This is a genomic window from Microbacterium sp. LWO14-1.2 (genome assembly GCF_038397715.1).
In the GTDB taxonomy this organism is placed as follows: domain Bacteria; phylum Actinomycetota; class Actinomycetes; order Actinomycetales; family Microbacteriaceae; genus Microbacterium.
In genome coordinates, this window is record NZ_CP151633.1 from 3,429,822 (window position 1) to 3,444,689 (window position 14,868).

A 14,868-nucleotide genomic window follows, 5' to 3' on the forward strand; every position below is an offset into this window, starting at 1 on the left:
CGAGGAAGGTCGCCCGGGTGTCCCGAGCATCGTTCATTCTCAGCCGCTCAGGGCGAGGCCTGCTCACGATCTGGTTCGCCGTGACCGTGACGTTCCTGCTGCTCCGCCTGCTCCCCGGCGACCCGGCGCTCGCGCTGGCGAGCCCGAACATGACGGACGAGATCCGGGCGACCATCCTCGAGCAGTACGGCCTGGATCAGCCGCTGCTCATCCAATACGGCCTCTGCATGTGGCAGCTCGTGCAGGGCAACCTGGGGATCTCGTTCACCCAGTCGATCCCCGTGCTCGACGTGCTGCTCCAGCGGCTCCCGTGGACGCTGCTGCTCACCGTGACGGCGCTCGTCCTCACGATCGTCATCGGCATCCCCCTCGGCGTGGCAGCCGCCTCCTTCAAGGGCCGCTTCATCGACCGGGCCGTGCAGGTCCTCGGCGTCACGGGCCAGTCGCTGTTCGTGCCCAGCGTCGCGATCCTCCTGCTGTTCGTCTTCGGGCTGAACCTCGGCTGGTTCCCGATCGGCGGGGCGTACACGAACAACACGTACGGGATGGACTGGTACCTCAGCGTCGCGCAGCACCTCGTGCTGCCGGCCGTGTCGCTCATGCTGATCCAGGTGGGGTCGTACGTGCTGACGATGCGGTCGACGCTCATCGAGACCCTCAGCGAGGACTACATCCTCCTCGCCAAGGCCAACGGCCTGCGCGGTCGACGCATCCTCTGGAAGCACGCACTGCGCAACGCCCTGCTCCCCACCACGACGCTCATCGGCCTGCAGCTCGGCTTCCTCGTCGGAGGAGCCGTGCTCACCGAGACGGTGTTCGCCTACCCGGGCATCGGCCGCGGGATCTACGAGGCCGTCACCCAGCTCGACTTCCCGGTGCTGCAGGGCGCCTTCCTCATGCTCGCCGTGACCGTCGTGGTCGCGAACACCATCACCGACATCGTCTACGGCTACCTCGACCCGAGAGTGAAGACGTCATGACCGCTCCTCTTCTCCCCACCGCCGAGGGCGCGCCCCTCACCGAACCGGCCGCCGTCGGCAGCGAACGGGCGAGCGCGCACACGTGGCGCGCATTCCGCCGGGACCCGCTCGGGATGATCTCTCTCGGGCTGCTCCTGCTCCTGGTCGTCGTCGCGCTCGCCGCACCGCTGATCGCCCCGTACCCGGCGAGCTACGGCCCCGACGTCCTGCGTCCGCCGGGCGCCGGACACTGGTTCGGAACCGACGCGCTCGGTCGCGACGTGTTCTCCGAGGTCATCTGGGGAACGCAGCAGAGCGTGCTCGTCGCCGTCGCGGCATCCGTCATCGCGATCATCTTCGGCACGATCATCGCGGTCATCGGGGCGTACTTCCGGCGCCTCGACGGCATCATCAGCGTCATCGTCGACATGACCCTGTCGCTGCCCGTGCTGCCGCTCATGATCCTCATCGCGGCGCTCGTCGGCCCGAGCACGACGACGATCATCCTCGTGGTCGCCGCGTTCTCCTGGCCCGAGGTGACGCGTCTCGTGCGGTCGCAGGCGCTCACGGTCGTCGGACTGCCGTACGTCGACGCAGCGCGCCTCATGACCACCTCGCCCGTGTGGATCATCACCCGTCACCTCCTCCCCGCCGTCACGCCGGTCGTCGTGGTGTCGGTCGTCGTCACCGCTTCACGGGCCGTGCTGTCGGCAGCGGGCCTGGCCTTCCTCGGCCTGGGCGATCCGACGACGTGGTCGTGGGGTCGCATCCTCTACGAGGCGCAGCAGGCGGGAGCCATGGTCAGCGCGTGGTGGCTCACGCTGTTCCCCTCGATCGCGATCCTCATCCTCGTGCTGTCGGCGACGCTGCTCTCGATCGCCTACAACGACGCCCGCAATCCCCGTCACCTCAAGCGATGACCGGAACGGATGACATGAACGACTTCGATCAGAGACTCGCCCCCGCGTTCTTCGACCGCACACAGGAGCGCGTCCGCACCATGATGGCGGAGGAGGGCTTCGACGCGTTCCTCACCGATCATCCCGAGGACATCGCCTACCTCACCGGGTTCTTCCACCACCCGTCCGAGCGTCCGGTCGCGGTGTGGGTGGAGGCGTCGGGGCGCACGGTGATGCTGCTCCCGGAGCTCGAGCGGGAGTACGCGGAGTCGCAGTCCGCCCGTGCGGAGCTCGTCGCCTTCTTCGAGTACCCGGGCGTCGTGGCGCCTTTCCAGGTGCTCGCCGACGCGGTCGCACCGCCTCGACGGGTGGGCTTCGCGTCGACCATGCCCTACGCCCGGCTCGCCGCGGCCCGCTCTGCGTTCGGCGGCGCCGACCTCGTGGATTCGGACCTCACGATCCGTGCACGCTACGTGAAGTTCCCGGAGGAGGTCGTACTGCACCGCGAGGCGGCCAGGATCACCGACCGGATGCTGGACGCCGGCGTGCAGCTGGTGGTCGATGCCGTCGCCGCCGGGGGAGACCTTCCGACGGAGACCGAGCTGGAGCGGCACGTCACCGCCGCGGGCACCCGCCTCATGTACGCCGAGCACCGCAACGTCGTCGTGGCCTCGCTGCTCGCCGGCGGGTTGGTGTACTCCGGGCCCAACTCCGCGTTCCCGCACGGGCTGCCCTCGGTCAACAGGCTGCGTGAGGGCGATACGTTCATGCTGTCGCTCGGGTGCGCGGTGGGCGGGCGCTTCATCGAGGGGGAGCGCACCTTCGTGCTCGGCGAGCCGACGGCGGAGCAGCGCCGGTACCACGACACGATCCACGCCGCGCAGCAGCTCGGACGCGAGACGATCCGCGCCGGCATCGAGGGCCGGGAGGCGAACCGGCTCTGCCTCGACGTGATCCGCGATGCGGGCCTCGGCGAGTACATCCGTCACCGCCAGGGCCACGGTATCGGGCTGGGCATGCACGAGGCGCCCTGGCTCGAGGACGGCGACGCGACGGTGCTGCAGGCCGGCATGGTCGTCTCCAACGAACCCGGCATCTACGTGCCGGGGCACGCGGGCTACCGCATCAGCGACAGCATGCTCATCACCGACGACGGCGCGGAACCCCTCACCACGTTCCCGCGCGGGCTCGACGACTGCACGATCCCGCTCTGAGCGCCGCCCCTCGCATCACACGACCACTCGAAGGAAGAGGAACACCATGACCAGCACGCCCGAGGTCTCCCCGGAGTTCGCCGCAGCCACCACCGATCACCAGTGGGTCGAGATCAACGGCAACCACCTGGCCGTCGAGGTGCTCGGTCCGAAGGACGCCCCCGTGATCATCACGCATCACGGCGCCCCCGGCCTCGGGTCGCGCGCGGAGCCGCGCGCGAGCTTCGGACGCCTCGCCGACGAGTACCGGGTCGTCGTCTTCGACGCCCGGGGCAGCGGTCAGAGCGAGGGCAAAGGCACGTTCAGTCACGAGCAGTGGGCCGCCGACATCGACGGGCTGCGCGAGTGGATCGGCGCGGAGCGCATCGTCATGGCGGGCGGTTCGTACGGCGGATTCATGGCGATGGAGTACGCCCTGCGCTACCCCGACCGCGTGGCGGCCGTCGTGCTGCGCGACACCTCGCCCGACAACTCCAACGCGCACCTCGCACGCGAGAACGCGCTGGCGTCGGACCGCGTGAGCATCGACATGGAGAAGTTCGACCGCATCGACGTCGGTGAGGTCCGCGACAACGAGGACCTCAAGGACTGCTGGCGCGAGATCCTGCCGCTGTACGACTTCGTCTACGACCCGGATGCCGTCGAGCGGAAGGTGCAGGCGACGCCGTACCGCTACGAGGCTCACAACTACGCGTTCTCGGTGAACCTGCCGAACTACGACCTCAAGCCCCGCCTCCACGAGATATCGGTTCCGACACTCATCACCGTGGGGCGGACCGACTGGATCACGCCAGTATCGTGTAGCCAGACGATCGCCGATCTCATCCCGGACTCCGAGATGGTGGTGTTCGAGAAGTCGGGGCACTCCCCGCAGATCGAGGAGGCAGAGGCGTGGACGGACACGGTGCGCACCTTCCTGCACCGGGTGCACCCGCCGACGGCATGAGCAGCGCCGCACTCGTGAGGGACGTCAGCGACCTCGACCGGCGCATCGTCGTCGCCCTGCAGCAGGACGGACGGGCCAGCTGGACCTCGATCGCCGAGTTCGCCGGAGCTTCGGTGTCGACCGTCACGCGCCGCGGGCAGCAGCTGCTCGCGGAGGGGATCGTTCGGGTCGGGATCGTGCCGACCCTCGGCAGCGAGGGGCACGTCGAGACCTTCTTCGTGCGGATCAACTGCACGCCGGGCTCGCAGCTCGGCGTCGCGGAGGCGCTGATCGGATCTCCGTACGTGCGTTTCGTCACCCTCGTCACGGGCAAGTTCGACGTCTTCGCCGAGGTCGTCATCCCGGGCGGCGCGGCGCACTACGCCCACGTGCTCTCCGACCTGCAGGCGATCCCCGGCGTCGAGCGGTGGCGCAGCGATCTCGTGGTGCACACCTACAAGGTGAGCTTCGACTGGGGCCGCCAGCTGTACGACTCCCATGCGGAGGCCGCGACGGATCCGCAGTCGTACATGCCTGCGCCGAACACCTGCGACCCGACGCACTTCGACGACGCGGACCGCGCCATCGTCCGCGAGCTGAGCGAGAACGGCCGGGCGTCGTTCCTGTCGATCGCCGCGAAGCTCGACATGAACGAGAGCAGCGTGCGTCGGCGGTACGAGCGGATGCGGGCGGCGGGGTGCCTCACGACCGTGACGATGGTCCCGGCATCGGCCCTGGGCATGAGCGCGGAGACGCTGCTGATGTTGCGGGTGGAGCCGTCACGGCTCGCGTCGGTCGCCAAGACGCTTTCGCAGCACGTGTCGGTGCGGTTCCTCGCGGCGGCGCTCGAGGAGAACTCGCTCTACTGCGAGATCATCCTCCCCAGCACCGAGACGCTGCACGACTTCCTCACCGGCACGATCGCGCACCTGAAGGGCGTCCGCGGCTGGAACGCCGCCATGGAGCTGGTGTTCATGAAGCGCGGGTTCATCGAGACGCCGTGGTGGCGCGCGCAGGTGGCGTCGGCCGGGGCGGGCTGAGCCGGCCCGAGAGCACCGGCTCAGCCCGGTGCTCAGTCGCCCTCGGCCGCGATGCGGTCGGCGTCGGCGCTGTCGATGAGCTCGGGGTTCGCGTCCGGATCGAGCTCACGCTCACCGTCGACCTCGCGGATCGGCTCCTCCGCGGACTCGTCGCCGTCGCCGAGCGGCGGGACCGGAGGGATCGGGGGCGGGGGATTGCTGGACATGAGCTGCTCCTCTCGTCGTGGTGACTGTCACGGTACGGCGAGAAGTGGACGCCCGGGAGTCGGTTGACTCCCGGGCGTCGCAGGGCTAGGACGCGGTGGTCAGACGGTCTCGGGGCGCTTCTTGCGGAACGGGCGGGCGGGGGTGTGCGGGCCGTCCCACACGGTGATGATCCCCCAGGCGACCGCGGCGATCGGCACCGACAGGACAGCGCCGACGATCCCGCCGAGGATCGTGCCCGTCGTCAGAGCGAGCAGGATGACGAGCGCGTGCAGCTTGAGCGAGCGCGCCATCACGACCGGCTGCAGGAAGTTGCCCTCGAGCTGGTTCACGAGCACGACGATGCCGATCACGATGAGGGCCGCGACGGGTCCGTGCGTCACGAGGGCGACGAGAGCGGCCAGGATGCCGGCTGTGGTCGCCCCGACGAGGGGGATGAACGCGGTGAGGAAGACGATGACCGCCAGGGGGATGGCGAGCGGGATCTGCAGGATCGCCAGACCGATGCCGATTCCCAGCGCGTCTGCGGCCGCGACGATCGAGGTGCCGCGGACGTAGCCGCCGAAGACGTCCACCGTCTTGTCGCCGATGCGGCGGGCTCGCTCGTAGCTCTCGCCCATGAAGGGACGCAGCAGGAACTCCCAGATGCGCGGGCCGTCTTTCAGGAAGAAGAACAGCACGACGATCATGAGCGCGAGCCCGGTGAAGAAGCTCGCGGTCGCCGAGACCCCGGCGAGGGCGCCCTGACCGAAGGACGCGCTCGTGAGGAAGTCGCCGGCGCTGGCCCAGACCTCGTCGAGGTCGATCGACGCGAAGTCGAAGGGGAGGGTGTCGAGCCACGCCGTGACCTGCGAGATCCCGTCGGAGGCCGAGTCGACGAGATCGTCCCACTGCGACCGGACCGTCAGCACGATCACCCAGACCACCCCGCCGAGGACCACGATGATGCCGATCAGGGCGATCCACGTCGCGAGGATCGACGGCATCCCTCGTCGCCTCATGAGGGCGACCAGGGGGTGGATGGCGCTCGCGAGGATGAGCGCGATGGTGACCGGGATGAACACGAGCGACAGCTGCGTGATGACGAGCACTCCGACGGCGACGAGTGCGAGCACGGCGAGGGTCTGCAGGCTGCGCGTCGCCGCGAGGCCCCATCCTCGGGCCCAGAGGCTGCCCGCGTCCGGTGTCGTCGAGTCCGCTGTCGTCGGCTCCGGTCGTCGGAACAGTCCCATCACGTGCGCCTCCCGCTGTCCGCGCCGACGCCGGAATGACGAACGATCGCCCCGTCTTTCTATCCAGGCCCGCCGCCGATAGCAAGCCCCTGGCGCGCGGGTCGCGGAAGCCGCACGATTCTTCTATGCCGCCAGCGAGGCGGCGGGAGAGGACGACACACATATGACCGACCAGACCCCCACCCAGCGCGTCGCAGAGCTCATCAAGGACTTCCGCTTCGCCATGCTCACGACACGCAACGCGGAAGACCGGCTCGTCGCCCACCCGCTGACGGTGCAGGAGGCCGAGTTCGACGGGGATCTGTGGTTCCTCGTCGCGAAGGGCGCCACGTTCGTCACCGACCTGCGCGCGGACGACCGCGTCGGTGTCTCCCTGAGCTCCAACGACTCCTGGGTCTCCCTGTCGGGGCGTGCGGAACTCGTCGACGACCGGGCGAAGATCAAGGAGCTGTGGAGCCCCACGGTCGAGGCGTGGTTCACCGACGGACCCGACGACCCCGAGGTCGGTCTGCTGAAGTTCACCGCCGAGACCGCCGAGTACTGGGACAGCCCCGGCGGCAAGCTGGCCTCGCTGTTCAGCTTCGTGAAGTCGAAGGTCACCGGCGAGCAGTACGACGCCGAGAACGAGACGGTCCGTCTGCCCGAGCGTTGAGCGTCGGGCGCCGCATCCTGTCGGGTGCGGCGCCGCTCAGCGCGACAGCGGCAGGGTCTCAGCGACCCTCGGTGAGCGCCGCCCCACCGGGACGAGCGCGAGGAGGACGCCCGCTGCGACACCGCCGAGCCCGCCCATGACCATGTCGCCGATCGTATCCTGATAGGTGACGAAGATGTCGTCGCTGAGATACCTCCAGCCGAGCCACTCCATCATCTCCCACACCGCGCTGATCGCGAGCGCCACCAGCGGCACGAGAACGACCGGGGTGCGTCGGCGCAGCGGGGGCCCGCTCCCGTCGACCGCCGCCACCAGGGGGACGACGCCCGTCCGCGTGAGGATGACCGCGGCGATGACCGCCAGCACGGCCGTGCAGAGGAAGTGCAGCACGAGATCCCAGCCGGTGACGGTGCGGTAGAGATCGAAGACGTTGCTCCATGCCGCGACGAGCACCGTCGCGCAGGCGGTGACGTCGAACCAGGCGGCGAGGCCCAGCATCCGGGGGAGCATGAGCGCGGGCAGCGCGAGCGCGGCGATCCCGGCATCCGTGGGTTTCAGCCAGATCGCGGCGGCGATCACCCCGAGCACGCCGATCACGCGCAGTACGTCGGCGAGCCAGTCGCCGAGCGTCGCCGGCGGTCGCAGGAAGTCGTGCTTCATGCTGTTCCTCCGATGCGCAGGATGGCGTGCACGGCCAGGTGATCGGACGGGGAGACTCCCGCGAAGCGCCGAGAGTCGACGGCCGTCGATCGCACGTCGATGTCAGATGTGGTGAGGATCCCGTCGATCCGTCTCGCTCCGGTCCGTGGCCGCCGGTAGTTCGCGTGGGTGCCCCATTCCGGTGTGCGCCGGGTGTGCGCGGCCGTCCAGGCGTCGACGAGCAGCCCGTCGTCGAGCATCCGCCGCAGGGTCTTCGAGCGGGGGCCGGCGTTGAAGTCCCCGAGCACGATCGTCGGCAGCGCCCGGTCTCGGACCAGGGTATGGATGCGGTCGACGGACCGGTCCCGAGAGCGGGCGGACAGCGGATCGAGGTGCGCGTTGATCGCCAGGAGCACCGACCCCGTGCGGCGGTCCTCGAACTCGGCCCACACGAGGATCCGCGGGAACGGGGTTCCCCGGTCCCGGGATCCCGCACGGTCCGGCTCGTCGGACACCGCCTCCTGCTTCCAGGTCCGCACGGTCAGTCGGGTGCTGTCGTACAGCAGGGGAGTGCCCTCGCCGCGCCCCTCGGGCCCGCGCCCGCGACCGAGGCTGCGATAGGCGTCGCCCAGGGCGCCGCGGACGGTCGGCATGGCTCGCGGCAGCGCCTCTTGGAGGGCGAGCACGGCGGGACGGCTCGTGCGCAGCAGCGCTGAGACCGCCGGAGCTCTCGTGCTCCACCGATCCGCCCGCCGCTGCAGGACGCCGTCCGTCGGCCGGCGGAGATTGAAGGTCATCACGTGCAGATCGTCGGGATCGATCAGTTCCACCGGCGTCTCGGCCGTCTTCGAGGGGGTCGCTGGACCGGATGCCGTCATGCGGCGATCCCCGCCGATGCGCGGACGGGCGTCGTGCGGCGACGCCGTGCGACGAGACGACGGCGTGCGACGAGACGGCGCCAGCGACGCGGAGGGAAGTCCTCGGGCCAGTGCAGCAGCACGCTCCGGAACCCTCGATGCACGCGACGCCCGAAGGCACCCTGGGTCAGGGGTCGCATCGACATGCCCATCGACGACCCGGGCAGTCGGGCGATCGTGAACGCGTCGCCCAGGTGGAAGGCGAGGTCGAGGTCGTCATGCACCTCGGCGTCTTCGCGGTGCACGTCGTCCTTGACCTGCTCCCAGGCCGAACGGCGGAAGGCGAGGTTCGATCCGAAGAGCGGCAGATGCCCCAGCGCCATTCCCGTCATCGCCGCGTACGCGCCGAGATAGAGCAGCGCGAGCGGTGCGCGGAGAGCGCGCGGACCGTCGGTGAAGTGCGCGCGTCCCGTGAACGCCGCGACCTGCTCGGCGTGCGAGAAGGCGTCGCGCACTTCCGCGACCCACGTCGGCGCCGGCACGCAATCGGCGTCCAGGCGCAGCACGAGGTCTCCCCGTGCGGCGTCGTAGCCGGTCGACGCGGCGGCGGGGATGCCGGGTACGGGGCACGGGATGACGCGGGCGCCCGCAGCGCGCGCGACGGCCGCCGAGTCGTCGGTCGAGCCGTTGTCGACGACGATCACCTCGTCGGGCGGAACGGTCTGCCCGGCGAGCGCGTCGAGGCAGCGGGCGAGCAGCCGGGCATCGTCCTTGACCGGGATGACCACCGAGGTTCGGAGGTGCCCCGCATCGACCGACAGCTCCGGCATCCGTGCGCCTCCCATGACGTCACCGCACGGACGTCCGTCCGTGCTCTTCTTCCACCCTACGGAGGGCAGGGAAGGGACGTGGCCGGGTTGACGACGGTGCGGCGCCCCGCTAGCTGTTCTTCCCCGGGACGTTGTGATCGTTTGATGTAGCGAAGACCTCCGGGACGATGTGGGTACCACCCTCACTTCGTTCACCGGAGGTCTTCGTGACTCACGCTAATGCTCCCTTGACGCCTGAAGGGCGTCGTCGTCTCGCGTCGTCGATTGTTGATCATGGTTGGTCGGTCCGCGTCGCCGCGCAACGGTTCCAATGCTCGCCCGCGACGGCGTCGCGGTGGTCGCGCCGTTATCGGGCCGGGTTGCCATTGACGGATCGCAGCTCACGGCCGGCTTCGTCACCGAACCGGGTGGCGCTGCGATTGGAGCGTCGCATCATCGCGCTGCGATTCACGAGACGATGGGGTCCGCACCGGATCGCTTGGCATCTGGGGGTTCCGCGCTCGACGGTCGGCCGGGTACTGACCCGCTATCGGATGCCGTTGCTGCAGCACCTGGATCAAGCCACCGGCCTGCCCGTTCGCAGACCGAAGGCGCTTCGTTACGAGATGAGCGTCCCGGGCGAGCTGGTTCACGTCGATATCAAGAAGCTCAGCAGGATCCCTGACGGTGGCGGCTGGCGTGCTTATGGCCGAGGGTCCCAGCAAGACCGCCGAGCCGGCGTCGTCCGTGATCGCGCTGCCCGTCGAGGCGCGTCACCGTCGCGCGGATACGTGTTCCTGCATCACGCGGTCGACGACCACAGCCGACTGGCCTACTCCGAACGGCTGGGCGACGAACGCGGCGACACAGCCGCCGCGTTCTGGAGTCGAGCCCGCAGCTTCTTCGCTGAACACGACATCACGGTCGCTGCGGTGATGACGGACAACGGCGCCTGCTATCGCTCACGAGCCTTCGCCACAGCACTCGGAGACGGCGTCAAGCATCGACGCACTCGACCGTTCCGCCCCCAATCGAACGGCAAGGTCGAACGCTTCAACCGCACCCTCGCCGCCGAATGGGCCTACGCCCGCCCCTACACATCCGAGACCGAACGCGAAGCCGCCTATCCCGAGTGGCTTCATCACTACAATCACCACCGACCCCACAGCGGAATCGGCGGACTCACACCCTCAGCCCGCGTTCACAACCTGCCGGAGAAGAACAGCCAGCGCTCGTGAGCGTCGCGGCTGCACGCCGCCGCGCCGGGTCAGAACTCGGCGAGCACGACGCGGGCGACCTCCTCGACGACCTCGTCGTCGTACGCGGCATCCGGGTCCGTCTTCGCCGTCAGGATCGCGATGTAGATGCGCTCACCCGATCCCGTCGTCACGACGGCCACGTCGTTGCGCACGCCCCCGGCCCCTCCGGACTTGTCTGCGACGGCCCATCCGGCAGGCGCTGCCGCACGGATGAGGGCATCGCCCGTCGCATTGCCGCTCATCCAGTCCAGGAGCGTCTCGCGGGAGCCGGTGTCGAGGGAGTCGCCGTCGACGAGGCTCTTCAGGCTCGTCGCGAGAGCCGACGGCGTGCTCGTGTTGTCGTCGCTCCCGGGGACGACGACGTTGAGTTCGGGCTCGTACGCGGTGACGACGGTCGTCGCATCCCCTCGTGCGCGGAGGAAGTCCTGGACGGCCGCCGGGCCGCCCAGCGACTCCATCACGAGGTTGGCTGCTGTGTTGTCGCTGTCGCGGACGGCAGCCTCGGCGAGAGCATCCAGGCTGAGTCCGTCGTCGAGGTGCTCGGAGGTCACGGGGGAGTATCCGGCGGCATCGATCTGCGACGCGGTCCAGCGGACGTTCGTCCCGCGCTCCTCCGGCGATGCGGTGGCCAGCAGGGCGGCGGCGATGAAGACCTTCATGGTCGAGGCGTACGGCAAGCGGACGTCGGCGTCGTGATCGACGATCCGGCCGTCGTCTCGGATGGCGGCGACGCCGACGGTGACCGCGAACTCCGCCTCGATCGCTCGGATCTGCGGACCGATGTCCGCCGCTGCGGGCGGAGTGGGCGCAGCGGTCTGATCGGTGTTCACCGGAGAGGGCGGGGCAGGGTCGGCGCTGCAGCCCGACGCTGCCAGCACGACGGCCAGCGCCGACACGGCCAAGGCCCGCGTCCAGGTCGTCGTCGTGCGCTTCGCGTCTGTCAGGGACATTCCTTTCAACCGAACGAGTAGAGGATGAGGAACGCCGAGTTGTAGACGATGTGCACGACGACTCCTGGCCACACCGACTTCGTGCGGACCATGAGCCACCCGTTCACGAGACCGACGAGGAGGGCGGAGGGGAGGACGAGATTGATGCCGTGGAAGACGGCGAAGATCAGCGCGCTCAGGACGATCGCCGCCCAACTGCCCCACCTCTCGAAGAAGCGAGTCAGGATCCCGCGGAACACGAGTTCCTCGCCCAGCGGCGTGAGGACCGCTCCGAAGAAGATCGTACCGATGAGCGCGAGCACTCCTCCGGATGCCGCGGCGCGGAGGGTGTCCTGAGAGTCGTCCACGCCGGGGAACAGATGCTGCACGACCGTGTCGAAGGTCAGGATCACGGCGAAGCACGCGGCCGCCAGGAGCACGGCGATGAGCAGCCATCGCGGCTCGACCCGCCGAACCCCGAACGCGGAGAGGTCGCGCATGCGGACGAGGACGACGATCGTGAACACGAGGATCGGCGCCGCGCCCGAGAAGAAGAGCCCGGCGACTCCCTCCAGGGCCGGGGTCGGCGCGGGGAAGATCCCCAGCAGGACGATGCCCGCTCCGTAGATCAGCACCGCGGAGACCAGCGCGACGATCAGCTCCAGCCACTGCGGTCGACGCTCTGCGGTCGTCGAGGCGTTCGTTCTCGGGGCGTTCGTTTTCGAGGTGTCGTTCGTCATGGATGTCAGTGGACACCGTGCCCTCGGGGCAGGGTCAACGTCTCGGTGGCCGGACGGAGATCGATCACGCCGGTGGATCGTCCTCCGCCTCCCCGCGTCGGAGGATCTCGTCGGCACGCGCGAGAGCACGGAGCTGACCGTGATTGAAGGTGTCGAGGAGTGCCGACGAGAGAGCCTCTTGCGCGAGACTTCCCTTCGTGCGTGTCGCGGATCGCAGGTCGGCCGCCCAGGGGAATCGCTCGCGGTGCGCCGCCATCGAGACGGCGAGGAGCTGGGCGACGTGCTCGACGACTGCGCCGTCCGACTCGTCGGTGAGAGCCTCGAACGGTTCGCTCGCGTCGTCGGGTTCGGTGAGCAGGACGCTCGTGTCGTGGAGCACCGTCTCGTTCAGGACGCGGGAGTACACGGTGAGCAGCCCGCGGTACTTCTCTGGGAGTCCGTCCGCGGAATTCGCGAACGGCGCGGGCGTGTCGAGCGGTGCTCGGTATCGCAGGAGGAGAGCGAGTTCGGCGCGTACGCGCTGCAGTCGTTCGATGGTCGCCTCGAGTTCTGCATCCAGGATGGCGATGGAGGCGTCCGCGTCGGCCGAGTTCGTGGCCAGCGCGCGGATCTGCGCGAGAGAGATGCCGAGGTCGCTCATCCGCTTGACCTGCAGCAGACGGACCAGATGAGCGGTCCGGTACTGCTTGTACCCGTTGCCCGCGCGCTCCGGCTCGTCGAGCACCCCGACCCGATGGTAGTGCCGGACCGTCTTCACCGTCGTGCCGGCCAGGTCGGCCAGCTGCTTCGTGCTCCACGCCATGCGTTCCTCTTTCGTCGCCGATATCCATATCAGCAGGTGCCCCAGGGGCACGGTCAAGGAGATTCCCGGTTGACCCGGCCCCCAGGGCACGGTGTGTCCTCGACCCATGAAGAAATTGAGTGCTGTCCTCGCCGTTCTCGCCGGTCTCGGAATCCTCGTCGCTGTGTCGTTCACCGTGCACGGCAACAACCCGAACGTGCTGCAGTTCCTGCCCGATCCGATCACGGACTTCACGACCGACCACGGGTGGGTGTCGTGGATCGGCACCGCAGTGGGCGCTGTCGCGATCCTCGTGCGGCTCTTCGTCGAGAGTCGCATCGAGAGGAGCGCCTCGCTCCGCTCGCGGAGGTGACGGGCGCCCACCGGGAGGCCGCCGGAAAACGAAAGAACCCGCGATCTCTCGCGGGTTCTTGATGGTGGACCTGAGGGGACTCGAACCCCTGACCCCCTGCATGCCATGCAGGTGCGCTACCAGCTGCGCCACAGGCCCAGAACTGCTTCCTTCTGCTCGAAGCAACTTTGAAAGAGTACTACACGGATCACGCACAGCACCAATCGGGGCGTGCACTCCGGGCGCGTCGGCGGTGCGCGGAACAACACCGCGCGGTCGGGTGTTGATCAGAGCGTGGACATCCTCGACAGCGTGGTGATCGGGGCCGGTCAGGCCGGACTCTCGGCGTCGTACCACCTGACGCGCCTCGGCATCCGTCATGTGGTGCTGGACGCCGATGACAGGCCAGGCGGAGCCTGGCAGCACCGCTGGGATGCGCTCACGATGCGCGACGTGCACGGTGTGGCCGAGCTCCCCGACGACGCAGCACCGCCGCGCGACGACGAGAGGGCCAATGTCGCGGTGCCGGCGACCTTCGCGGCCTACGAGAAGGCCCACGGACTCCCGGTGGTGCGACCGGTGCGCGTCGATCGCGTCACGGACGACGACGGCATCCTCATCGTCCACGCCGGCGACCGCGAGTGGCGCACCCGCACGATCGTCAACGCCACCGGCACCTGGACTCATCCGTTCCTGCCGCACTACCCGGCGATGGAGACGTTCCTGGGCGACCAGTTCCACACGGTCGACTACCCGGGGCCGGAGTTCTTCCGCGGCAAGCGCGTGCTCGTCGTGGGTGGCGGAGCATCGGCCGTGCAGTTCCTCGGTGCGATCGCGCCGATCGCCGAGACCGTCTGGGCGACCCGTCGCGAGCCGGTCTGGCGCACCGACGACTTCACCCCGGAGGCCGGGGCGGCGGCCGTCGCTCTCGTCGAGCAGCGAGTGGCGCAGGGGCTGCCGCCGGAGAGCGTCGTGAGCGTGACGGGGCTGATGCTGCGCGAGCAGGAGCGGGAGGCCGAACGGCTCGGCGCCTACGCAGACAGGCGGCCGATGTTCGAGCGCATCGAACCCGACGGTGTGCGCTGGGCCGACGGCACGTTCGAGCGCGTCGACGTCATCCTCTGGGCGACGGGATTCCGCCCGGCGATCGCCCACCTGGCGCCCCTGCACCTGCGGAGCGCGGCAGGCGGCATACAGCTCGACCGCAACGGTCGCGGCACGACGGCGGTGGCCGATCCGAGGATCCAGCTCGTCGGATACGGGCCGTCGGCGAGCACGATCGGCGCCAATCGAGCAGGACGCGCAGCCGCCAAGGGCGTGCAGCTGGCACTCGCCACGCGGACGGTTCCCGCCCCCTGAGTCGCTGATTCCATCCCG

General features: G+C 69.2%; 17 protein-coding genes and 1 tRNA gene. 9 read left to right on the top strand and 9 right to left on the bottom strand.

Annotated features, from left to right (window positions below):
• Positions 1–17 precede the first annotated feature (17 nt).
• The 5 genes from MRBLWO14_RS16530 to MRBLWO14_RS16550 are packed head-to-tail and all read left to right on the top strand — an operon-like array spanning position 18 to position 5,037.
• Entirely contained in the window at positions 18–980 is a 963-nt protein-coding gene (locus MRBLWO14_RS16530) for an ABC transporter permease (protein ID WP_341934162.1), read from the top strand.
• Positions 977–1,879, top strand: a complete 903-nt coding sequence (locus MRBLWO14_RS16535) for an ABC transporter permease (RefSeq protein ID WP_341934163.1) — start codon at positions 977–979, stop codon at positions 1,877–1,879. The genes MRBLWO14_RS16530 and MRBLWO14_RS16535 overlap by 4 nt, the downstream gene beginning before the upstream one ends.
• Positions 1,876–3,072: a Xaa-Pro peptidase family protein gene (locus MRBLWO14_RS16540; RefSeq protein ID WP_341934164.1), complete on the top strand. Its 1,197-nt coding sequence runs from the start codon at positions 1,876–1,878 to the stop codon at positions 3,070–3,072. Before MRBLWO14_RS16535 ends, MRBLWO14_RS16540 begins: the two co-directional genes overlap by 4 nt.
• Positions 3,073–3,118: 46 nt before the next feature.
• Positions 3,119–4,018, top strand: a complete 900-nt coding sequence (locus MRBLWO14_RS16545; RefSeq protein WP_341934165.1) for an alpha/beta hydrolase — start codon at positions 3,119–3,121, stop codon at positions 4,016–4,018.
• Positions 3,964–5,037 carry an Lrp/AsnC family transcriptional regulator gene (locus MRBLWO14_RS16550; protein ID WP_341934166.1) on the top strand — a complete coding sequence of 358 codons (1,074 nt, stop codon included), beginning with the start codon at positions 3,964–3,966 and terminating at the stop codon, positions 5,035–5,037. The genes MRBLWO14_RS16545 and MRBLWO14_RS16550 overlap by 55 nt, the downstream gene beginning before the upstream one ends.
• A 32-nt stretch (positions 5,038–5,069) precedes the next feature.
• Here MRBLWO14_RS16550 and MRBLWO14_RS16555 read toward each other — a convergent pair whose 3' ends face one another.
• Positions 5,070–5,243, bottom strand: a complete 174-nt coding sequence (locus MRBLWO14_RS16555; protein WP_341934167.1) for a hypothetical protein — start codon at positions 5,241–5,243, stop codon at positions 5,070–5,072.
• Between the two features lie 99 nt (positions 5,244–5,342).
• Positions 5,343–6,473, bottom strand: a complete 1,131-nt coding sequence (locus MRBLWO14_RS16560) for an AI-2E family transporter (RefSeq protein ID WP_341934168.1) — start codon at positions 6,471–6,473, stop codon at positions 5,343–5,345.
• 163 nt (positions 6,474–6,636) lie between these two features.
• On the opposite strand from MRBLWO14_RS16560, the gene MRBLWO14_RS16565 reads away from it, so the two are divergent.
• On the top strand, positions 6,637–7,125 hold the full coding sequence (locus MRBLWO14_RS16565; protein ID WP_341934169.1) for a pyridoxamine 5'-phosphate oxidase family protein: 489 nt from the start codon (positions 6,637–6,639) through the stop codon (positions 7,123–7,125).
• A 36-nt stretch (positions 7,126–7,161) separates the two neighbouring features.
• Here MRBLWO14_RS16565 and MRBLWO14_RS16570 read toward each other — a convergent pair whose 3' ends face one another.
• From MRBLWO14_RS16570 to MRBLWO14_RS16580, 3 genes are read right to left on the bottom strand one after another with little or no spacing between them, the layout of a single operon-like run.
• Complete coding sequence (locus tag MRBLWO14_RS16570) at positions 7,162–7,785, bottom strand: hypothetical protein (RefSeq protein ID WP_341934170.1); 624 nt, start codon at positions 7,783–7,785, stop codon at positions 7,162–7,164.
• Entirely contained in the window at positions 7,782–8,642 is an 861-nt protein-coding gene (locus MRBLWO14_RS16575) for an endonuclease/exonuclease/phosphatase family protein (protein WP_341934171.1), read from the bottom strand. Before MRBLWO14_RS16575 ends, MRBLWO14_RS16570 begins: the two co-directional genes overlap by 4 nt.
• Positions 8,639–9,451, bottom strand: a complete 813-nt coding sequence (locus MRBLWO14_RS16580) for a glycosyltransferase family 2 protein (RefSeq protein ID WP_341934172.1) — start codon at positions 9,449–9,451, stop codon at positions 8,639–8,641. The genes MRBLWO14_RS16575 and MRBLWO14_RS16580 overlap by 4 nt, the downstream gene beginning before the upstream one ends.
• 206 nt (positions 9,452–9,657) lie before the next feature.
• On the opposite strand from MRBLWO14_RS16580, the gene MRBLWO14_RS16585 reads away from it, so the two are divergent.
• Positions 9,658–10,668: an IS481 family transposase gene (locus MRBLWO14_RS16585; RefSeq protein WP_341934173.1), complete on the top strand. Its 1,011-nt coding sequence runs from the start codon at positions 9,658–9,660 to the stop codon at positions 10,666–10,668.
• A gap of 29 nt (positions 10,669–10,697) precedes the next feature.
• Here MRBLWO14_RS16585 and bla read toward each other — a convergent pair whose 3' ends face one another.
• The 3 genes from bla to MRBLWO14_RS16600 all read right to left on the bottom strand — a co-directional run bounded on the left by bla (position 10,698) and on the right by MRBLWO14_RS16600 (position 13,160).
• Positions 10,698–11,639, bottom strand: a complete 942-nt coding sequence (gene bla / locus MRBLWO14_RS16590) for a class A beta-lactamase (protein ID WP_341934174.1) — start codon at positions 11,637–11,639, stop codon at positions 10,698–10,700.
• A 5-nt stretch (positions 11,640–11,644) separates the two neighbouring features.
• Complete coding sequence (locus tag MRBLWO14_RS16595; protein ID WP_341934175.1) at positions 11,645–12,358, bottom strand: type II CAAX endopeptidase family protein; 714 nt, start codon at positions 12,356–12,358, stop codon at positions 11,645–11,647.
• A 64-nt stretch (positions 12,359–12,422) separates the two neighbouring features.
• Positions 12,423–13,160: a MerR family transcriptional regulator gene (locus MRBLWO14_RS16600; RefSeq protein WP_341934176.1), complete on the bottom strand. Its 738-nt coding sequence runs from the start codon at positions 13,158–13,160 to the stop codon at positions 12,423–12,425.
• A 106-nt stretch (positions 13,161–13,266) separates the two neighbouring features.
• On the opposite strand from MRBLWO14_RS16600, the gene MRBLWO14_RS16605 reads away from it, so the two are divergent.
• Positions 13,267–13,512 (top strand): hypothetical protein, encoded by a 246-nt coding sequence (locus MRBLWO14_RS16605; RefSeq protein ID WP_341934177.1) that lies wholly within the window; start codon positions 13,267–13,269, stop codon positions 13,510–13,512.
• Positions 13,513–13,574: 62 nt separating this feature from the next.
• On the opposite strand, the gene MRBLWO14_RS16610 is transcribed toward MRBLWO14_RS16605, so the two are convergent.
• Positions 13,575–13,650, bottom strand: a tRNA-Ala gene (locus tag MRBLWO14_RS16610).
• A gap of 135 nt (positions 13,651–13,785) precedes the next feature.
• Here MRBLWO14_RS16610 and MRBLWO14_RS16615 point away from each other — a divergent pair.
• Entirely contained in the window at positions 13,786–14,850 is a 1,065-nt protein-coding gene (locus MRBLWO14_RS16615) for an NAD(P)/FAD-dependent oxidoreductase (protein WP_341934178.1), read from the top strand.
• Positions 14,851–14,868 lie beyond the last annotated feature (18 nt).